The sequence below is a fragment of the Hallerella succinigenes genome (genome assembly GCF_002797675.1).
GTDB lineage: Bacteria > Fibrobacterota > Fibrobacteria > Fibrobacterales > Fibrobacteraceae > Hallerella > Hallerella succinigenes.
Genome location: NZ_PGEX01000001.1, coordinates 3,070,046 through 3,089,152, shown reverse-complemented (window position 1 = coordinate 3,089,152; position 19,107 = coordinate 3,070,046). Strand labels below are relative to the sequence as shown.

The window sequence follows — 19,107 nt, the reverse complement described above, 5'->3', positions numbered from 1 at the left end:
CTAGTTCAAGATATAGAACTTTTCTTCCTTGGAGAAGGATTCGCCAGAAACCTTGAGAGTGTATTTTCCCGTGGGGAAGTCTCGTGCCTTGAATTTGAACGTGTACTTCTTTTCGCTTTCGAGTTCACGTCCGCACAGTTGCTGAATGAACTTTCCCGATTCGTTAAAAATTTCGATTTTCACATACTGCGGTTCGCCGATGGTCAAATCAAAGTTGCAGTCGAGTGAAACGATGTTGATGTTCACCTTCGACAGCTGGATCGCGCTTTCGGTCCGCGCACCGCTGACGGTTCGGTTCGAATCGAAATAGCTGATGTAAAGCGCCGGGGCGACATCTTTGCCCGCATCGCGCGAGTAAACGTAATAGCTTGAATCGCTTGGAGCGACAGCCGAAAGAATGAACGTGAAGAGCTTTGATTTGTGCTTGCGTTTCATGAAGTCCGTGAGGGCTGCACTCTTGAGGAAGGTGCCGAAAGCGGCATTCGGATTGGGTTTAATCGTACCGAGGAAGGTCGTGTAACGCGGATCGATTCCACCACCACGGCTCTTTTTGGGAACGTATGCGCCACCCGGACCGTCTTGGTTTGCAGGAGCCGTGTACCAGGTAATTTCGGTTTCTTGCCAGTCTGCAGGAGCGATGCCGTCACCGAAATCCTTGCCCGGTTCTTCCAAAAGACCGAAGACGTTCCAAAGAACCGGTTGCTTCTTGTTTTTGTAGCGCGGATCCTCTGGAACAGAGAGCTGCAGGGCCGCATCGGAAATCGGGCCCGGAATGGCGGAAACATCGAACTTGAGGTAGATCTTTGCGCTTGCACCCTCCTTGCTGTAACCGATTTGCAAAAGCGAATCGTCTGCGTGAGTCATGTAGCCGTCGAATTCCGAAATCCAGGTATCCATGCCGCGCCCCGATGCTACGCCGTTTCCGCTGTGGTCCTTGGTGGTCGTGCGCAGGTCAAAGACGTAGATGTGCGTTGTGTCGGTGGCTTTTAGCTCGCCGTCATTTGCGGTAAAGGTGATGTTATAACGCCCGCTGTAAGAGAATGTGACATCGGTTTCGTAATCCTTTTCGTCCGAGAAAACGACCTTGCCCGGACCGGAAAGCTTTTTCCAAACGACCGGATCGATGCAGTAACCTTTGCTTCCGCGGCCATCGTCATAGACTTTGCCAGAAAGCTTTGCCTTGTCGGACTGCAAAAGAATCATGTCTTCTGCACTTTCGACTTCCGGAGCTTCGTTCGAGCCTACTTTGGGAACATAGCCGACGAAGAGCGTCATCATGGTACCGCCGGACGGATTCTTTAAGAGGTTCTTGGATTCGAGAATCTTGGTTTTGCCGTTGCGGGTTTCTTCGGCGATTTTCGGGAAGGCGTTCCCGTGCATCAAGGATTCGCGGAGCCCTTCCACGGAGAGGCTTGCGCTATCATTGACAAACATCGGGTAAAGCTTTGCTTTGCGGTTTGAAATCACATGGACGCCGAGAAGTTCCGCTTCGCCGTGGTCGCGGTTGTGCAGCACCGTATTGCCGTTTGCGGCGGTGAGGCCGAGTACCCAAAGGGTGCCGCCGTTGTTCACAATCTTTGTTTTGATGTCGTTATCCATGTAAAGGCTGCGAGCCCAGACATGTTGCAGGTTGATTACGAGTCGGTTGATGGCGATGTCTTCCATGTAAAGGTCGCCCGCGCCTTTCGGGGCGCTTTCGTATTCCTTGACTTTCATATTCTTTAAGATCAAGGTCTGCGGAGCCTTGTGGACAATACCTGCGCCGAATTCGGCAAAACGTTCGAAAGTGATTTCTTTAAATGCGCTGTTTTCGATGATGAATTTGCCGGTTCCGTCGATGGTTGCTTCGGTACCAATCAAACGGCGGACGCGGTTGCGAATATGGATATCTCGGTTGATGGTGTAACGGCCGCCCGGGGTGAAGTAAATGGTTTCTGCACCGTCGTCGATCGCCTGCTGAATGGACTTGGAATCGTCGCTACCCGTTCCGGCGGTTGCGCCGTAATCGCCCTGAATGCCGACCCACTGGTCTGCATCCTGTTCCATCGGAATCAGGGTTTCGGCGACGGAAAGCTTAAAGGAATATTGCGGAGAATGACAAAGGTTGGTCGGAATATCGGAAGAGTATTCAATGATTTCCGGGCCTTTGAGGCCTTCACCGCTTGCAGGGCCGCGTTCTTCAATCGCCTGGGCGTAGCGGCTCGTAGCAATGTCTCGGGCAAAGAGATACCCTTCGTTGTAAATCGCCGGAATATTCGGCTTCTTTTTGCCGTTGTATTCTAGGGCGCCGCCTATCATTGTGAGCAGTGCGTTTTCGCCAAAGTTCGCAATGGCAGGAACGGAGTTGCGGCTTCTCAGGTTGCGGATAGTCAAAACCTGGTCGTGATTTTCGATACCGTATTTCTTTTGGTTTTGAAGAGAAATGTGTTCAAGCGTCATGCCCGACATGGGGAAACCTGTGAGAATACCGACGTCAAAACCGCGGATTTCCACATTCTTGATGTACAGCGGACCGATGTTGTCTGTATAATTCATGTCGATACCGGCTACGCCTTTGCCGTCATCGGAAATGATTTTCACATTGGTAATGTTTCCCTGGTAGCTTGCGTTAAAACGAATGCCGATGAGACCCGGATTGCGCTTACCCGTGTGCATGGTAACGTCACGGATGGCGTTTCGTTCATGTGAATAGTCGCCCATGCCGGTGTAGAACATGGCTCGGGGAGCGTCTGGATTATCGAATCCATAGGCTTCGTTTTGCATGGTGATAATCGTTCCGCCCATGCTTTCGCCTTGAAGGATCGTTCTGCGATAGGATTCTTTTTCCTTTTCCGCCTGCGGCCAGCTGATTTGTTTAGAAATAAGGTAATTACCGTGGGGAAGGTAAATGATGTAGTTTCCGTTCGGATGGTCGTCCAAAGCCTGCTGCAAAATATCGGTAATATCTGTTTTACCGTCATTTTTGGCGTTATAGGGAGCTTTAGTAATGTCTACGACACCAGATCCATGGGGAAAACGGACCTGGGCAAAGAGCACGGAACAAGAAAAACACAAAAACAGAACAAAAAATCGACTCACCGAATACCTCATCGGTTTTACACCTTATTTAGAATATAAACACTATTTTACAAGGTAAATGCGTTTTTTCCACAGAAACCTAAAGGAAGGGGATGGAATTGGCTAAGTCTTGTTTTGTAAAATCTATGTAAAGTCGGGTAAATTATTTGTAAAGGGAGAATAAAACCTTTGGAAATCCTTGCTTTGTTCACTTGAGGTTGTTTTGGCGTCATTTTACCTTAATAGCAAGAGGTTTTTATGATGACTTTTTACGTAATTCTTGTAGCCATGCTTTTAACTTTAGCCCTTTTTGATCTTTTTGTGGGCGTGAGCAATGATGCGGTCAATTTCTTGAGTTCGGCTGTCGGTTGTAAAGCGTTCCGATTCAAAACGTTGATGGTTTTTGCAGCGATTGGCGTTTTTTGCGGAGCGACGTTCAGCAGCGGAATGATGGATATCGCAAGGCATGGTATTTACATGCCGCAGTATTACACCTTTGCGGAACTGATGTGCGTTTTTGCTGCGGTGATGTTTACCGATGTGATTTTGCTCGATATTTTCAATACGCTGGGGATGCCGACCTCGACAACGGTTTCGATGGTCTTTGAACTGTTGGGCGCCTCGGTGGCGATTGCCTGCATAAAAATTATCGGCGATGATACTTTGGAACTGGGGAATTTGATCAATACGACGAAAGCGTTCACCGTGATCATGGGCATTTTCCTTTCTGTGGCGATCGCTTTTGTGGTGGGGCTTGCGGTGCAGTATGTGACGCGCCTTGTATTTTCGTTCGGGTATCGCAAGAATCTGCGGTATTTCGTCGGTATTTTTGGAAGTATTTCCCTGACCTCGATCTTTTACTTTATCCTTGTGAAGGGCTTGAAGAACATGAGCTTTGTGGGTGATGGCTACAGGGCTTTTATGGCGGAAAACGAAAGAGCTTTGCTTGTTTTCATGTTTGTTGGATTCTTTCTGCTTTGCCATCTTTTGCATGCGATCAAAGTCAATGTGCTGAAGTTGATCATTGCGTTTGGCACTTTCTCGCTGGCTCTCGCCTTTGCGGGAAACGACCTGGTGAACTTTGTGGGCGTTCCGCTGACGAGCCTTTCTTCGTTGCAGCATTTGCTTGAAGATTCGGGAACGCCGGCGAATTACAATATGGCGTTCTTGCTCAAGTCGGAACCTGGGCAGTGGTACTTGTTGATGATTGCCGGAGTTACCATGGTGATTTCGCTCGTTTTTTCGAAAAAGGCAAAGAAGGTGGTGCAGACTTCGGTATCGCTCGCTTCGCAGACTTCTTCCGATGAAATCTTTGGAACGAATCCGGTGGCGAGAGCTCTGGTCCGTGGCTCGAACGGCGTTGCAAAGTTCATTTCGGCTCGAATTCCGGAAAGCCTTTCTTCTAAAATTGAAGAGCGCTTCAATACGAAGGAAATGATCTTGGAAGAGGATGGGGCGGCCTTTGATTTGCTGCGCGCCTGTGTGAACTTGATGCTTGCCAGTTCCTTGATTGCGCTTGGCACATCGTTAAAACTTCCCCTTTCGACAACCTATGTTACCTTCATGGTGGCGATGGGTACAAGCCTTGCAGATAGAGCCTGGAATCGTGAAACGGCGGTCTATCGCATTACGGGAGTGCTTTCGGTGATCGGTGGCTGGTTCTTGACCGCGTTTGCCGCTTTTGCAAGTGCTTCGCTGGTTGCTTCTGTGCTTTACTTTGGCGGCCTTCCGGTGATTTTTGCACTCTTTGCCGTGGTGATTTTTATTCTGGTGCGCTCAAATCTCAAGTATCGTGAAAATAAAAAGGATAAAACGGCGGAACGCTTTGAAAAGATTCTAGCGGCAAGTCCCGAAACCAAGGTTTACCCGTTAATTCAGGATTACAGCCGTGGCGAATGGAGTGAAGTCCTTCGTTGGAGTGCGGACTGCTACGAAAAAATCATTGTCGGTTTTTTGCGGGAAGACTTAAGCAAACTCCGCTCGGTACACAAACAAATTAAGATTTTGAAAAAGCACATCGAACGGAACCGTCGCCATGGTTCGCTCTGCACGGAACGCCTTGCTCAAGAAGACATGGTTGTGAAAAACTTCTTCCTTTACCAGGCAAATGATTTCATGGGAGACGCTCTCTTCTGCTTACAGCAAATCTCTTCGTCTTGCAAAATGCACGTAGACAATGCGTTCTGCGTCATTGAAGGGAACGATAAGCGGAAATTTTTACTGCGTTCGGCAATAAGGGTAAAGGCCCTTGTCGAAGAAACCGCCGACATGGTAGAATCGATGCAGTTTGAACTTTACGACGCCGTGCGAGACAAGCTCCGTGCGGAAGGTTCGAAATTTTTTGCAGAGCGTAAATCCGAAATGATGCGGAAAAGCTCCGAGAACATTCGTTCCGAAATACTTTATTTAACTATTCTTTATGAGTCTTGGGCTTTGATCGATGCAGTCTGCTCCGTTGCCAAAGCCAGCAAAAAATTTTTAACGGTGAAACCTCAAACCTCAGCGGCAAACGTATGATTTATATCGTAGAAGATGATGCGGAAGTGCGTGAAATGGAAAGCTACGCTTTAAAAAGCAGTGGCTTTGAAGTCATGGCTTTTGACTGCGGAAAGGCGATGGACGAACAGTTAAAAATGGATCTTCCAGAGCTGTTTATTTTGGACATCATGTTGCCAGGAGAAGATGGCTTGAGCATTCTCAAGCGACTCCGCAGTCAAGAAAATACGCGGAATATTCCAGTCATTATGTTGACCGCCAAAGGAACGGAACTCGACAAGGTCAAGGGCTTGGACCTCGGCGCAGACGATTACATGGCAAAACCTTTTGGAATCCTTGAATTGATTTCCCGCGTGAGAGCGGTTCTGCGCCGTTTTGGAAAGGGGCGTGCGGAAGATGCTGTGCAGGTCTCTTTGGGAGACGTGAGTATTGACGACAAACGCCATGCGGTGACGGTAGGCGGAAATCCGGTGGAACTCACGTTCAAAGAATATGAACTCTTAAAGCTCCTGATTGGAAATCCCGGAATTGTTTTTTCGAGACAGCAGATTCTTGAAAAAATCTGGGGGATTGATTTTGATATGGACACGCGTACCGTAGACATGCATGTGAAAACGCTTCGACAGAAACTCGGCGAACAGGCTTTTTTGATCCAGACAGTTCGAAACGTGGGGTATAAAGCAGAATGAAGAACAGTTTAAGATTCAGTCTGATTTATGTCGGAGTGTTGGCTGCTCTGTTTGCGGTGTATTTTACGTCGCAGGTCTTTGAAAAAGAAATGACCGAGCAGCTGAAAGGCGATTTGCGTGAAACGGCGCATATCGTTGCACTGGCTTATGAAAATGCAGAATCTCTCGCACCGTATGCGAGTGACAGTTTGCGCATTACCCTGATCGATGAACCGGGAAACGTGCTTTTTGAAAGCAATGCAGAAACGGCGCAAATGGAAAATCATAAAAATCGCCCTGAAGTCGTGGAAGCGTTTACCAAAGGCTTTGGCGAAGATTTTCGGTATTCGGTAACGTCGAATGCAAATGAATTTTACTGCGCCATTCGGCTGAAGGATGGAAAGGTTTTGCGTTTGAGCCGTCAACAGGCAAGCTTGCACGAAGCCTTTTCCGAGACGATGCCGTATTTGCTCGCTTTGCTTCTGGCGATTGTCCTTGCGGCTATTTTGCTCGCTTTTGGACTTGGGCGCGCCTTTGTGCGGCCGGTGCAGAAGCTCGCTCAAAATTTGGGACAGCCCGAGCTGATGGATGACGAGGGCATTTACCCGGAAATCGCTCCGCTTGTGAAAACGATCCGCGAACAGAACCGTGAACTGCAGAATACCGTGGAACAGCTTTCGAATGAAAAGCTTAAAACGGTACAGATGCGCGATGAATTTACCGCAAACGCATCGCATGAATTGAAAACTCCGCTTACGTCTATTTCGGGATATGCAGAACTCATCGAAAGTGGCATCGCGAAGCCCGAAGACATCAAAGACTTTGCAGGGAAAATTCACAAGGAAGCGAATCGCTTGCTTTCGATTGCAAACGATATCATGACGCTTTCGAAACTGGATGCGCCGAATGCATCCTTGGACTTGAAAGAATCGGTGAACCTTGAAAAGATCGCTTTGAACTGCATCGAGGAGCTTTCCTTGAATGCGAAAAAGAAGAAGGTGCCAGTTTCTTTGAAAGTCGAAGAGGCTTCTGAAATCCAGGGGAATTCCCGTTTACTTTTTGAAATGTTCTATAACCTGATCGATAACGCCATCCGTTATACGGAAGAAGGCGGAAATGTGCAGGTCTTGGTGCGGAACAAAACTTTTACAGTCAAAGATACGGGCATCGGAATTCCCGAAGAAAATCAGCCGCGTATTTTTGAACGCTTTTACCGTGTGGACAAAAGCCGTTCCAAGGCGACAGGCGGCACGGGCTTAGGTCTTGCCATTGTGAAGCATATTGCCGAAGTCCATGGGGCAAAAATCGTTTTGCATTCGACGGTTGGCGTGGGAACTGAAATTCGCGTCGAATTCCGTTAATTTTTTAAATCGTTTCCAAAAAAAAGCTCCGCATCTGCGGAGTTTTTTTGAATCTCAAATGGATTACTTGCCGAGTTCGGAAGTCGGAGTCATCAACTGCCAGAGCACAGCCTTGTGAGCGTGCAGCCGGTTTTCCGCTTCTTCGAAGGAGAGGTTTACCTTGAGGTTATCCATCACGGAATCCGTGATTTCTTCGCCACGGTGAGCCGGGAGGCAGTGGCTGACCTTGCAGTGAGCCGGAGCAAGCTTCAGAAGGGAGTCGTTGATCTGGAACGGAAGAAAGTGGCTCTGCTTCGAGTCTTTTTCGCCTTCCTGGCCCATGGAGACCCAGACGTCGCTGTAAAGAATATCTGCGTCCTTGACGGCTTCCTTCGGATCGTTGAATACGCGGTACTGCGTGCCGTGCTGCTTGAAGAACGGCTGCATTTCGTCGATGACGGAAGTCGGCTGTTCAAAACCCTTCGGGCAAGCGAGCGTGAAGTTCATGCCGAGCTTTGCGCAAAGAACGAGGAAGGAGTTGGCGACGTTGTTGCCGTCACCGATAAAGGCAATCGTATTGCCCTTGAAGTCGCCGACCTGTTCCTTGATGGTCTGGGCGAATGCGAAGGCCTGGCAAGGATGGGAGTCGTCGGTCAAGGCGTTTACGACCGGAATGTTGCCGTATTCGGCGAGCTTCTCGACGAGTTCCTGTTTGAAGCAGCGAACGACGAGAGCATTGACCCAGCGGGAAAGGCACGTGGCTACGTCATGGACGCTTTCACGCTTGCCGAGACCGATGGAATCCGGTGCGAGCAGAACGGCGGCACCGCCGAGCTGGTGAATGCCGACCTGGAAAGTCGTAATCGTGCGGAGAGAAGGTTTCTCAAAGAACATGCCAATCGTCTGACCGTGGAATCGATCAGAAAACTGTCCATTGTGGACTTCTTTTTTCAGGCGCATAGCAATGTCGACCGTTTCGAGGATGCGTTCCTCGCTCCAGTCGGCGAGACGTAAAAGATGACGGTTTTTTTCGATCATTGAGTTATTCCTTCTTCTCCCTGGAAAACAAAAAAACCGGTCCAAAAACTTTTTGGGCTAGCTAAGTTTCCCTAGAATATCAGGGAGATGTTTAATTTAGTTAAAATTTGACAATTTTGGCAAGCTATTTAAAGCTTATCCAGATAATAAGTGGGGCGAAGTTTCAAGAATTTTTCATCGTCTTCGAGTTCCGCGGCGGGCTGGTTTCTGCCGATGAGGAGTGCCGCATCGATTCCAGCATGCATTGCACCGCCGATATCCGTGGCGAGCGTATCTCCGATCATCACGGTCTTCATTTTGCGCGGAAGAGAGGCTAGAGCCTTTTCGTACAAGGCTTTGAAGGGCTTTCCGAAGTAGAAAGTCTCGGGATGGGCTTCCTTGTAAAGACGATGCGCATAACAGCCCGAAACGCCTTCTCTCGGCGCGTGAATACGGGGAGCCCAGGCGTCCGGATTCAAAACGACCATTTTGGCTCCAGGGCGACGGAGAATCTTCAGCGCGTCTTCAAAAAGGTGCTCTTCTTTTCCCGTCGCCGAAACGATTACCGTGTTCTCGGAAGGATTGTCCGAAATTTGGACCCCGCCTTTTTCCACGAAATGCGTCCCATTGGGGCGTCCGATGTAAAAGGCTTCGTGAATGCCTTTTTCCTTGGCGAAAGGCGCAAAAAGATCGCCCGAAGAAAGAATTTCCGAGGCTTCGAAAGGAATTTGCATGCGGGCAAGGCTTTCGACCATCAGCGGAATGGATGTGGAAGCCGCATTTGTCACGAGGCGCATCGGCTTTCCCGAAGCGCGAACCTTGTTGTACATTTCGACGGCTCCGGGGTAAACGTATTCATTTTGGCAGTAGAAGGTGCCGAAGGCGTCAAAGAAAAAGGCTTCGTAATTTTCGAGCAAAAAGTCTAGGCTGACAGACTTCGTTTCGTTCGGCATGGGTTGAAAATTTTCGACTTCAAAATAATGGGCGTAGATTTCGCGCTCAAAAGATTCCATGCTATTTCAAGTTCCTTTTGACTCCCCAGATCTGCGCGGCGTTCTTTCCGCTGTCGCTTTTCCAGAGAACTTTGTCTTTGTAACGGATGGTGGCAAAAATTTTAGCGAGGTAGGCGCCGGTCGCAACGATGGAACGGTCGTTCGCCATCAGGTTCCATTTGAGGAAGAAGGTCTGCGGATTTTCGAGGCAGTTACCGTTTAAAAAGTGAGAGTCCGAGCAGGAAGTTTCGGATGTGACACTGGTGACGTAGGCGCCGGACGTTGTGTAAAGGCGGAGTGATAGGTGAATGGAAATGTCGCTCGGGAGAACCTTTTCCGTAGAGCTGTTTGCAAATTCTTGAACGTATTCGCGGAAGTCCTTCCCGCCGATTTTTAAGGCGACGCCGTGTTCTGCGGAAGAGGGAAGTTTTGCCGAAGTATCGGCAAAGACGCGTTCAAAGATCGGAGCATGGTCCAGTGTATCGGATTCCCGTATCATTGCGAGTGAATTTGTTTGCAATTCAAACGGATAGGCTCCGGCTATTTTTGCATAAGGAGCAGTCGCCAGGGATTTGTTCAAAAGGGAATCCTGCAACATGCCGGCGAGAACGCGGATGCTGTCACGCGGAAGGGGGAAACCTTGACCTGCATCCCAAATGAGCAGAACTGAAGAACGGTCTGCATCCCATTCGACTTGAGCGGCAGAAATGGTTTGCACGTCTCCAGCATGCTTGAATTCTAAAAAGTCCGCATTCGGAGAAGTTTCAGAAACCGGTTCCGAAAAGCGCACCCGCAGGGAATCCTTCCCCGAACCGTGATGAGCGAGGTAAGCGCTTTCGACAATCGGCGAGAGCTTTTCGCTCATCGAAATCGGCAACTCGGACGAATCGCGGAAAACGATTTTTGCTGTCTTGGATTTTTCGGTGAGGGATGTGTTGCGGTAAAGGTTCGGATTTTGGGAAAGGTCGAGAACGATCGAATTCACGTTAGAAGCGTTGAACGGAAGTTCGGAGCCTGGGAAAGTCAGAACCTGGGAAATCCCGTTCGAATCCTTCCAGTTGAGTTCTAGACGGGCGACAGTGGAATCGAGATATTCACGGGAAAGATTCCCCAAAAAAACGATTTCCACCTGGTCCATTTGACTGTCGCCGTTCATGTCCTTGAAAAAATTCTTGGACGTGGACGGGGGTATCGGACTTTGGATAAATGCGGAAAATCCGAATGCCGGAAGCATTCCGCAGAGTAAAGCCCATGTCCGAATTCCGAGTTTCATCCGACCTTCTCAGCTGTGCAAAAAACCGTAGTCACGACCTTCTGCCGGAACGATCATGCGCAATTCCGAAAGAACGCCGATTCTATCCTTTAAAATACTCTTGAAATCTTCACCGAGTTCTTCTTCGTCATCCTGGTTTAGATTGTAAGCGTAAAAACTGCCATCTCCGAAGAGCGTAAAGCAGCAGTCCCAGTCGATTTTTGAATTTTCGTCGTCCATGCTTTCGAGCATCAGGATCGGCTGTGGAGCGGGAACTGGTGCTGCGTGACCGTTTTCGTACAAGAAGTAATTGCGCGAAATGAGCATGTGTTCCAAAGCCATCGTCGGCTTTGTGTCCGAAAATTCATTGCGCAGACGGCGAATATTGCCGAGGTCGTCTTCGAACGGATCCTGGAAATCTTGCGGAAGCACGATCTGCCAGTAGTCGAATTTTTTGCCCGAAGCGTCAAAGCGTTCCTGCCATTCTCTTGGAGGTTCCGGACGGCTGATCAAAAAGTCTTCAAAACCGTCGAGGATTTCGTCAAAGTGGGATTCGTAACGGGAGTTGCGCTGCTCTTCAATCAAAGCGAGAAGACTCGAAATTTTTTCGTCTGTCGTCGGGGAGTGCAGTTCCTGATTTTCTTCGGACATTACCATTCCTCTGTGGTTTTAAGGGTAAGGCTCATGGCGAGCTTCTTTTCGTAATAAGCGCTTTCGTTGATGAAAATCGGCCAAACGCTCTTGTCTTCTTCGTTTGGAATATCTTTTCCATCGAAGGAAATAAAAATCGGGTCGCTCGATTTGACTTCTTTGTAATCGCCGTTTTGCAGGTTCGGATGGACCATGCCACGGATTTCGCCGAACTTGTCTCGCGGATAGTCGATGTCTTTGTATTGCGTATAGACGTCCACGGTTTTCTTCGGCTTCTTTTGCAAGATCCCCTGGTTCCATTCTTCTGCCATTTCCAGGTAGCGAAGAACGATCTTTTCGGTTTCAGCGAAGAGGCTTGCATCGAGAGTCCCATGCGGCTGTGCACCGATTTCTAAGCAGATGTCCGCTTTCGCGATCGTTCCAAAATAGGGGGATTCGCCACGTTCTTCCGGCTGGTAGTAAATAAAGCAGTTCGGAAATTCATGGACGAGTTCGGCGCTCGCGCGCATGGTGAACGGATCTCGGGTGGAAAGAATCAGGCAGACGCCCATGTTTGACGTCGTGTTGTGGACATCGATGATGAGGTCGGTCTTTGTATTTTCGCCTTTCGGGCCAAAGCGGTCGTTCAATTCCTTGGCACGGCGAATTTCGTAGGCGCTCGGATTTTCGAGGGCTAAAAGCCTGTTTGCAAAACTGCGGTTCAAGTCCAGATCCACGTAGCGGCGACAAACTTGAGTCGCTTCGATGTTCGTGTGGACAAGTTCAATTTTTGCCGAAGGGCATGCGTGCTTGTAATAGTGGTTATCGGCGGCCCATTTACTGTAAAGCTTGACTCCAGTCAGTTCGTTTCCGTGAGTTCCGCCGGCGATGACGATAGTCTTAATTTGGCTCATATATCCTTATTATACTAAATTTGGCGCATGATTTGTAAAGACCTGAACTTCCATAGACGCCTTTCGGTCGCTCCCATGCTCGATTTTACCGATCGGCACGAACGTTTCTTTTTGAGACTCCTGTCCAAGAACGTTTTGCTGTACACGGAGATGATCGTGGCGAATGCGCTTTTGCACGCAGGTCCCAGGTTTTTGCAGCACGATCCGGTGGAAAATCCCGTTGCGTTACAGCTCGGCGGTAGCGATCCGAAAATGCTTGCGGAATGTGCAAAGATCGTGGAAGGCGCAGGTTTTGACGAGGTGAACCTCAACTGCGGTTGCCCTTCGGAACGTGTCCAGAGCGGCTCCTTTGGCGCCATGTTGATGAAGCAAAAGGATCTGGTCGCAGAATGCGTGCAGTCGATGAAAAAGGAAGTTCAGATTCCGGTAACGGTCAAGACCCGCATCGGCGTCGATGACTTCACCGGCTGGGAATTCTTTGAAGACTTTATTCGCACGGTCCACTCCGCCGGATGCGACACGTTCATCATCCACGCTCGCACGGCAAGGCTCCGAGGATATTCGCCCAAGGAAAATCGCGAAAAGCCGGCGATCCATTACGAGACCGTTTACAAGCTCAAGGAAGTTTTCCCGCAGTTGAATATTTCTGTGAATGGGGACATCAGAACCATTGACCAGGCGAAGGAACATTTGAAGCATGTCGATGGAGTCATGATGGGACGTGCCGTTTACGCAAACCCTTGGATGCTTGCCACGGCAGATTCTGAAATCTATGGCGGGAAAGACTTTGCACCGCAAACGCGCAAGGCTTTGCTCGAAGCCTTCTTGCCTTATGTGCAAAAGGCGCAGGCAGAAGGATGTCCACTTTCGGTTCTCACAAAACATTTGTATGGAATCTTTACCGGCTTTCCGGGCGGCAGAAAGTTTCGCCAGATTCTTTCGGAAGGAGCCCCTAAGGCTTTGGATGGAGCCGCTTTGATTCGCACGGCGATGGATGCTGTCGAAGAAATTGGATTTCCTTAAAATTCAGAACCGTAAAAAAACAAACGTAGGTCTCCGAAGAGCCTACGCTTGTTTGGGGTATGGAGGAAATCAATTACAATTAAAATATAGACATTTTAAGGCGGGTGGACAAGGATAGGATAGGTACTTTTTCCTTGCAAAAATCTTTACAATTACTCACACGGAGGCGAATTGTGAGCACCGTCACGCTGCGGCGGGGGACCCATGCGCGGACCTTCCATGTTGGGGTAATCCATTTTGGGATGTTCTCCTTGCATTTGTTCCATCCTATTGACCTTGGGGGGCATCAGGTCGAATTTGGATGGCTGATCTTTGAACTTTTTGTGCTGTTCGGCGGTCAAGACGCTCTTGAAAAATTTAACGTCTTGAATGCGCTGATCGAGCCGCTTTTCATTCAACAGGAGAAGCTTGGCGCGCGTGGACTGGAGCGCCGCTTCGTTGATTATGTCCGCCTTGAGGAGCGTGTGGAGTTCTTGTTCGGCAAGCCTGATCTGGCGGCTCATTTCGCGTCGGAATGCATTACAGGCGCGACCGTTGGAGTCGAGCTTTGCAATCTGTTCCTTGGAAAGTCCGAGAGCGCTGTCCATTTTGTGTTTAAAGTTGAAGTGCCGTTGCTTTTTAAAGGCGTGCCATTCGTTTTGAGGTTTGTCCTTTGCAAATTCCGGTGCAGTAGGCGGCTCTGGATTCTTGTGGCAGAAGACGACTGAACTTGCAAAGAAGCCGACAGCGGCGGCTAAGACAAGTCCGCAAATCCAAAGAAGTGTGTAGCTTTTTTGCATGGTTTATTCTCCTGTTGTGTAGTAATTGTCAACAGCGGTGGCAAAGGTACTGACGGATTCACCGGAACCCAGGGAAGAATACCAAGAGAGGCATTCCACCGAAGAATCGGAATCGTCGAGAATTTCTTGAGAGATCGAACGCGTGTTCATTCCGAGGAAGAAAGCGCCGGCGACAAGCAGAACGCTTGCTGCGACAGCCACAGAGGAAAGCTTGCGGAACAAGATGAACCGGCTTTCTTCTTGTCTAGCTTCGATTCGGGCAACGACCTTTGCCCAGGAATCGCTGCGAGGCTTGAGTCTTCGGGACTTGGAAAAATCGATTTCTTTACGCATAAGCAGTCTCCTTATCGAGGACCTGACGGACCTGTGCGCGGGCACGGGAAAGTCGGGCTTTCAGCGTGCCTTCCGGCGCGTTGTATATTTCAGAAAGGATTTTGATATCGAGACCTTCCGCATCTTTCAGCCATAAAAGACTGCGCTGATCGGGCGTGAGAATGGAGAGACCGTAAGCGAGAGCATCCTTGTCGAGGATTGCATCAGCCCTTTCGGATCGTCCGATGGCGCGTTCTTCTATTTCTAGATGGCGGTCAGTTTCGATTGTCAAGTGAACCTTGTCGCTGCGCAGCTTCATCAGGCAGGCGTTTTTCGTTAGCGTGTAAAGCCACGTCGAAAGGCTCGATTCTCCACGGAATTTTTGAATCGCTTCCGAAATCTGGACAAAGACATCCATCAGAATGTCTTCTGCCTGTTCGCGGTCCAAGAGCATGCGGAAGGCGAGGTTCAGCACATGCTGGCTGTGCTCGTCCCAGACGCGCTTGAGGGCGCTCAAATCTCCTTTTTGGAGCTTTTTGATAATCTCTTTTTCGCTCATTCAATCCTTTGGATGCTTTTCAAAAAGGATCGGTTGCTTTCAAAATAAGAAATATGAAAAAAAAGCGGATTTTTGGGCTAGTTTTGTTGGAAATGACAAAATAAAGCCTATTTTGTAGGCGAAAATGAACCAGAATCCTTTTGAACTCCTCAAGACCTCTTCCAAATCTAAGGCGCGTTTGGGTAAAATCACGACCGCTCACGGTGTCGTCACCACTCCGATCTTTATGCCCGTCGGAACGGAAGCGACCGTCAAAGGAATCACCTCCCGCGACATCCGTGAAATGGAAGCGGAAATCATTTTGGCGAATACATACCATCTGTATCTGCGTCCCGGCACGAAGACGATTGCTGCTGCCGGGGGAGTTCAAAAATTTATGGGGTGGAATGGTCCGATGCTTACCGACAGCGGAGGATTCCAAGTCTGGAGCTTAAAGGATCTGCGAAAAATCACTGCGGACGGTGTGGAATTCCGTAGTCATTTGGACGGTTCGAAACACTTCTTTTCTCCGGCAAGCGTGATGCAGGCCCAGCGCGAAATCGGCGCTGATATCATCATGGCATTCGACGAATGCACGCCTTACCCGAGTACTGTGGAAGAAGCGAACAAGTCGCTTGAATATACGCTCAAGTGGACCCGCGAAGCGAAAGAATGGCTGGATGCGAATCCGCCGATTCTTGGTTATCCGCAATATTTTTTTGGAATAGTTCAAGGTGGCATGCATTTGGAGCTTCGAAAGAAATCCATTGAAGCCTTAAAAGAGATTTGCCCGGACGGTTACGCCATGGGAGGCCTTTCGGTCGGCGAACCTGCGGAACTGATGTACCAGATCGCCGACTTCTGCACGAACCTTTTACCCGCTGACCGGGCCCGTTACGTGATGGGCGTCGGAACGCCTTGGAATCTGCTGGAACTGATCCGCCGCGGCGTGGACATGTGCGACTGCATTTTACCGGCGAAGCATGCGCAAGACGGAATGGCTTATACGAGCCGCGGCGTTCTGCGGTTTAAGAATCAGCGGTTTGCGATGGAATTTGACAAGCCTTTGGATCCGGAGTGCAACTGCTACTGTTGTAAGAATTACAGTCGCGGCTATTTGCGGCATCTCTTTAAAACCAAGGAGCCTTTAGGCTGGACACTTTCGACAATCCACAATTTGCACTTTTACATTCACCTGATGCAACAGGCGAAGGCGCATATCGCAGACGATACGTTTGAAGAATGGGCGGCCGAACAGATCCCGCTTTTACAGCGGAACGCAGATTAATCCTTGAGGCAACGAACGGAGTTCCCTTGGTACATATTGCTTATAACGATGTATACACAATCTTTTTCTGTTGCGTTTTCTGATAGCAAAGAAAACTTGTATGCTCCACCACTTAACCTGGATGAACTCCAAAAAGCAGTCTGGTAGCCTTGGAAGTCAAATTCATAGAGAGATGAAATGTATATGCCTGCAGCGAGTGCGGTAAAGCCATAATCGTCGGTTCCTTCGCCACCATTCCAGCCGGATGTGGATTTGAGTCGGCTTGCGCAGTGGTCATAAGCATTCGCTAAGGTTTCATCCACAGCCAAGAGCGTTCTGGCTAAAAACGCCAGCACTGTCCATGGCCGCGCTCCATGTGTATAGGCGACCATAGCTTACGCAGTTTTTTGCGTAGTTATCATAGCACATCCTCAGGGAGGCTAACCTGACTACTGGAACTAGCAGCGGTGTCTTGTAAAGATCCGCTCGTAATGCCACTTGAAGAAAATGCTATAGCACTTGAAGAGGATAGGACGGCATCCACTTCGGAGGAAAAAATTATTCCTGTTCTTTTTCTAAGATCACGAGGGCGCGGTCCTGCGTGCTGCGTGGAATGCGGTAGAAATGCTTGGAAACAAGCTTGAATCCGTAATCTTCCGGATGCAGAGTCGCGAGTTCGTCTTTGACGGCAGGCCCCTTCATAAAGTAAGCGCGTCCACCCGGAACGAGAGCTTTCTGAATTCTCGGGAGCGTAAGCTCGATCAGTTCAAAGGCTCGGCTAATGACTCCTTGTACGGGGAAAGTGAGGCTGCGGCTGGTCACCTTGTGGCCGAAGACGTCGATGCCTTTGAGACCGAGTTCTTGGATGACGAGGTTCAAAAATTCAATGCGGTTCGGGCGCGGTTCGCAAAGAGTCAGGCGAATGTCCGGATTCACGAGCTTTAACGGAATTCCCGGAAAGCCTGCGCCGCTGCCGACGTCGATCATGCGCTTTGGCCATTCCGGCACGTAGGCGTTGATGAGTGTGCAGTCCGCATAATGACGTTCTACAATCGTTTCAAAAGCGTTCAGACGGGTCAGATCCTGGTCCTTGTTGTGCTCGCGCAAAAGCTGGTGGTAAGCCCACAACTGTTCAAGGGTTTCCTTTTGGAGATCGACTCCGTGATATTCCAACAGTTGCTTTAAACCTGCAACGGAAGGAACGGTACGCTTGCCGTTGAAAAGGGGAAAAACCTGATTGACTGGACGTTTGGAAAATTTAGAAGGCATGTTTTAAAAGTAGAAAAATAAACGTTTTTTCTTCCAATCCGAATTTCGGACGTCTTATAAAGGAAATGTCTTTTGGATAGGAGAAAAGATTGCGGCGTGACATTGGAATAATTTTGGGAATCCTGCTAGCTCTGCAGGGAATGCTTTGGTCGGCGGAACGGGAAAGCGTTTCTGTTGAAGACGCATTTTGGGCTTATGACGATGGCAAAATTGGCGAAGAAGACTTGGAAGAACTTTTGCGCCTGATCGAAGCGGGCGACGGGGAAGAAGCTTGTACAGAATGGGAAGCTTTGGGCCTTGAACCCTGTCAAAAATCTTGGACGGAACGTTTGGACGGTTTGAATTTTCGAGGAGCTTTTCAAGAGGCTCTTTCTTTAGATTCGGCGGGAAATCTGCGGAATCAGCAGATGCGCCTTGCGCTAGGGCTCTGGCGAATCTCTGGCGAAGTCCGTTTCAAATCGCAAGGCGCCCAAAGTCCGACTGTGCAATACAGGCGCTTGCAGTACAAGGGCAGGCGCTTTTCTTTTGCGGCGGGGAATCTTTCTTCGATAGACGTGGGCAGTGCCGTTGCGTTGCAAAAAAGGCTCGGCGGTATTCTCACGGTTCGCTTAAAGCCTTTGACGGTAGGCGCTTTTGCGTGGGAAGATTCGACTGCTGGATTTCATACGGCAATCGGTTCGCCGAAAAATATTCAGCTCTTCGGAATGGGAAATTTTTCTTTGGACGGATTCCGGGGAGCCTTTCTGCGCGCAAAAAACTCTACCGCCGACGTGCAGGTTCTTTATTCCAAGCATTGGAATACGCCTCTCTTGTACGTTTCCGGAACGTCTGAAAAAGGAAAAAATTCGCTTCCGCTGCGATTGCGCTTTCGCGCTTATCTGCACAAGAACGATACGCTGCACGGGATTTTTCGACTGCCGAAGATTGTGGAAACGCACCGTGCTGTGGGAAATTCCACAGTACAGATAGCCCTTGGGGACTTGAATCTTCGGCTGCTTTTGAGTGTTGCCGTTCCGCTGGATACGGGGAAGGCTCGCTCTGTGGCAGAGATTTCCTGCCTGCGGCGTCAGGAATACGCCTCGTTGGGAATGGGAACGCGCGTGTCTGCTGTCGGGGAAGATTTCTCGACAACGCTCTTGATGCAAAGTGGAATTTCTTTGTTCAAAAAGGACAGCCTTTTTGCGGAATGGAGACTTACTCCTCGGCATTCTTTGAAGACAACGTTGTATGAAATCCGTCCGGGATTTTCGATTCCGATTGAAGAGGCGGTGCGTGCAACGGTGCTGTGTATTTTGCGCGGCCCTCAGAAAAAACCTTTGGTGGTGCGCCTAGAAACGCAAATGACTTTTTCTACGAAATTATACGGCAAAAGTTCCTTGGAACTGCGCTCGGAACGCTTTCAAGATTTGCACTTGTGGCGGTTTGGATTTGAATTCGATGGAATGTGGTAAAAAAAAACTCCCTCCAAGGAAAGGAGAGCCTTGGAAGGAGTTAAAGGGGGAGTGTTTGGTATTACTTAATTTATCTAATATCGAATTAAAAGAGTCTTTGTA

17 protein-coding genes are annotated in these 19,107 nt (G+C 49.2%); 6 read left to right on the top strand and 11 right to left on the bottom strand.

Annotated elements, in window-relative coordinates:
- Positions 1 to 3,078 carry a glycosyl hydrolase family 28-related protein gene (locus BGX16_RS14220; RefSeq protein ID WP_198514935.1) on the bottom strand — a complete coding sequence of 1,026 codons (3,078 nt, stop codon included), beginning with the start codon at positions 3,076 to 3,078 and terminating at the stop codon, positions 1 to 3.
- A gap of 237 nt (positions 3,079 to 3,315) precedes the next feature.
- Between BGX16_RS14220 and BGX16_RS14215 the strand changes: the two genes are divergently transcribed.
- Genes BGX16_RS14215 through BGX16_RS14205 form a run of 3 tightly spaced genes read left to right on the top strand, consistent with a single transcriptional unit; the run spans position 3,316 to position 7,582 of the window.
- A complete protein-coding gene (locus BGX16_RS14215; RefSeq protein WP_100426652.1) occupies positions 3,316 to 5,574 on the top strand; it encodes an inorganic phosphate transporter in 2,259 nt (752 codons plus the stop codon).
- Positions 5,571 to 6,242 carry a response regulator transcription factor gene (locus BGX16_RS14210; protein ID WP_100426651.1) on the top strand — a complete coding sequence of 224 codons (672 nt, stop codon included), beginning with the start codon at positions 5,571 to 5,573 and terminating at the stop codon, positions 6,240 to 6,242. Before BGX16_RS14215 ends, BGX16_RS14210 begins: the two co-directional genes overlap by 4 nt.
- On the top strand, positions 6,239 to 7,582 hold the full coding sequence (locus BGX16_RS14205) for a sensor histidine kinase (RefSeq protein ID WP_100426650.1): 1,344 nt from the start codon (positions 6,239 to 6,241) through the stop codon (positions 7,580 to 7,582). Before BGX16_RS14210 ends, BGX16_RS14205 begins: the two co-directional genes overlap by 4 nt.
- Positions 7,583 to 7,645: 63 nt before the next feature.
- On the opposite strand, the gene argF is transcribed toward BGX16_RS14205, so the two are convergent.
- The 5 genes from argF to BGX16_RS14180 form a co-directional block, all read right to left on the bottom strand.
- Positions 7,646 to 8,599, bottom strand: a complete 954-nt coding sequence (argF, locus tag BGX16_RS14200) for an ornithine carbamoyltransferase (protein WP_100426649.1) — start codon at positions 8,597 to 8,599, stop codon at positions 7,646 to 7,648.
- A gap of 128 nt (positions 8,600 to 8,727) precedes the next feature.
- Positions 8,728 to 9,591: an HAD-IIA family hydrolase gene (locus tag BGX16_RS14195; RefSeq protein ID WP_100426648.1), complete on the bottom strand. Its 864-nt coding sequence runs from the start codon at positions 9,589 to 9,591 to the stop codon at positions 8,728 to 8,730.
- A gap of 1 nt (position 9,592) precedes the next feature.
- The gene (locus BGX16_RS14190; protein ID WP_100426647.1) at positions 9,593 to 10,843 is read right to left on the bottom strand and encodes a hypothetical protein; all 1,251 of its coding nucleotides are present in this window, start codon (positions 10,841 to 10,843) and stop codon (positions 9,593 to 9,595) included.
- A gap of 9 nt (positions 10,844 to 10,852) precedes the next feature.
- Positions 10,853 to 11,473: a hypothetical protein gene (locus tag BGX16_RS14185; RefSeq protein ID WP_100426646.1), complete on the bottom strand. Its 621-nt coding sequence runs from the start codon at positions 11,471 to 11,473 to the stop codon at positions 10,853 to 10,855.
- A complete protein-coding gene (locus BGX16_RS14180; protein ID WP_100426645.1) occupies positions 11,473 to 12,366 on the bottom strand; it encodes an aspartoacylase in 894 nt (297 codons plus the stop codon). The genes BGX16_RS14185 and BGX16_RS14180 overlap by 1 nt, the downstream gene beginning before the upstream one ends.
- Before the next feature lie 27 nt (positions 12,367 to 12,393).
- Here BGX16_RS14180 and dusA point away from each other — a divergent pair, with 27 nt between their 5' ends.
- Positions 12,394 to 13,389 (top strand): tRNA dihydrouridine(20/20a) synthase DusA, encoded by a 996-nt coding sequence (gene dusA / locus BGX16_RS14175; protein WP_100426644.1) that lies wholly within the window; start codon positions 12,394 to 12,396, stop codon positions 13,387 to 13,389.
- A gap of 152 nt (positions 13,390 to 13,541) precedes the next feature.
- On the opposite strand, the gene BGX16_RS14170 is transcribed toward dusA, so the two are convergent.
- Genes BGX16_RS14170 through BGX16_RS14160 form a run of 3 tightly spaced genes read right to left on the bottom strand, consistent with a single transcriptional unit; the run spans position 13,542 to position 15,039 of the window.
- Complete coding sequence (locus BGX16_RS14170) at positions 13,542 to 14,168, bottom strand: Spy/CpxP family protein refolding chaperone (protein WP_100426643.1); 627 nt, start codon at positions 14,166 to 14,168, stop codon at positions 13,542 to 13,544.
- A 3-nt stretch (positions 14,169 to 14,171) separates the two neighbouring features.
- Complete coding sequence (locus tag BGX16_RS14165; RefSeq protein ID WP_100426642.1) at positions 14,172 to 14,501, bottom strand: hypothetical protein; 330 nt, start codon at positions 14,499 to 14,501, stop codon at positions 14,172 to 14,174.
- Complete coding sequence (locus tag BGX16_RS14160) at positions 14,494 to 15,039, bottom strand: RNA polymerase sigma factor (protein WP_100426641.1); 546 nt, start codon at positions 15,037 to 15,039, stop codon at positions 14,494 to 14,496. Before BGX16_RS14160 ends, BGX16_RS14165 begins: the two co-directional genes overlap by 8 nt.
- 124 nt (positions 15,040 to 15,163) lie before the next feature.
- Between BGX16_RS14160 and tgt the strand changes: the two genes are divergently transcribed.
- Positions 15,164 to 16,306 (top strand): tRNA guanosine(34) transglycosylase Tgt, encoded by a 1,143-nt coding sequence (gene tgt / locus BGX16_RS14155; RefSeq protein WP_100426640.1) that lies wholly within the window; start codon positions 15,164 to 15,166, stop codon positions 16,304 to 16,306.
- On the opposite strand, the gene BGX16_RS14150 is transcribed toward tgt, so the two are convergent.
- Positions 16,303 to 16,677: an FISUMP domain-containing protein gene (locus BGX16_RS14150; RefSeq protein ID WP_157798080.1), complete on the bottom strand. Its 375-nt coding sequence runs from the start codon at positions 16,675 to 16,677 to the stop codon at positions 16,303 to 16,305. The genes tgt and BGX16_RS14150 overlap by 4 nt on opposite strands.
- A gap of 166 nt (positions 16,678 to 16,843) precedes the next feature.
- Positions 16,844 to 17,554, bottom strand: coding sequence for a 16S rRNA (guanine(527)-N(7))-methyltransferase RsmG (gene rsmG, locus BGX16_RS14145; protein WP_100426639.1), 711 nt, complete (start codon positions 17,552 to 17,554; stop codon positions 16,844 to 16,846).
- A 113-nt stretch (positions 17,555 to 17,667) separates the two neighbouring features.
- On the opposite strand from rsmG, the gene BGX16_RS14140 reads away from it, so the two are divergent.
- Positions 17,668 to 19,005, top strand: a complete 1,338-nt coding sequence (locus tag BGX16_RS14140) for a hypothetical protein (RefSeq protein ID WP_100426638.1) — start codon at positions 17,668 to 17,670, stop codon at positions 19,003 to 19,005.
- Positions 19,006 to 19,107: the final 102 nt, after the last annotated feature.

Coding starts and splice junctions, on each gene's coding strand:
- BGX16_RS14215 (WP_100426652.1), top strand. CDS start 3,316: ATGATGACTTTTTACGTAATTCTTGTAGCCATGCTTTTAACTTTAGCC.
- BGX16_RS14210 (WP_100426651.1), top strand. CDS start 5,571: ATGATTTATATCGTAGAAGATGATGCGGAAGTGCGTGAAATGGAAAGC.
- BGX16_RS14205 (WP_100426650.1), top strand. CDS start 6,239: ATGAAGAACAGTTTAAGATTCAGTCTGATTTATGTCGGAGTGTTGGCT.
- argF (WP_100426649.1), bottom strand. CDS start 8,599: ATGATCGAAAAAAACCGTCATCTTTTACGTCTCGCCGACTGGAGCGAG.
- BGX16_RS14195 (WP_100426648.1), bottom strand. CDS start 9,591: ATGGAATCTTTTGAGCGCGAAATCTACGCCCATTATTTTGAAGTCGAA.
- BGX16_RS14190 (WP_100426647.1), bottom strand. CDS start 10,843: ATGAAACTCGGAATTCGGACATGGGCTTTACTCTGCGGAATGCTTCCG.
- BGX16_RS14185 (WP_100426646.1), bottom strand. CDS start 11,473: ATGTCCGAAGAAAATCAGGAACTGCACTCCCCGACGACAGACGAAAAA.
- BGX16_RS14180 (WP_100426645.1), bottom strand. CDS start 12,366: ATGAGCCAAATTAAGACTATCGTCATCGCCGGCGGAACTCACGGAAAC.
- dusA (WP_100426644.1), top strand. CDS start 12,394: ATGATTTGTAAAGACCTGAACTTCCATAGACGCCTTTCGGTCGCTCCC.
- BGX16_RS14170 (WP_100426643.1), bottom strand. CDS start 14,168: ATGCAAAAAAGCTACACACTTCTTTGGATTTGCGGACTTGTCTTAGCC.
- BGX16_RS14165 (WP_100426642.1), bottom strand. CDS start 14,501: ATGCGTAAAGAAATCGATTTTTCCAAGTCCCGAAGACTCAAGCCTCGC.
- BGX16_RS14160 (WP_100426641.1), bottom strand. CDS start 15,039: ATGAGCGAAAAAGAGATTATCAAAAAGCTCCAAAAAGGAGATTTGAGC.
- tgt (WP_100426640.1), top strand. CDS start 15,164: ATGAACCAGAATCCTTTTGAACTCCTCAAGACCTCTTCCAAATCTAAG.
- BGX16_RS14150 (WP_157798080.1), bottom strand. CDS start 16,677: ATGGTCGCCTATACACATGGAGCGCGGCCATGGACAGTGCTGGCGTTT.
- rsmG (WP_100426639.1), bottom strand. CDS start 17,554: ATGCCTTCTAAATTTTCCAAACGTCCAGTCAATCAGGTTTTTCCCCTT.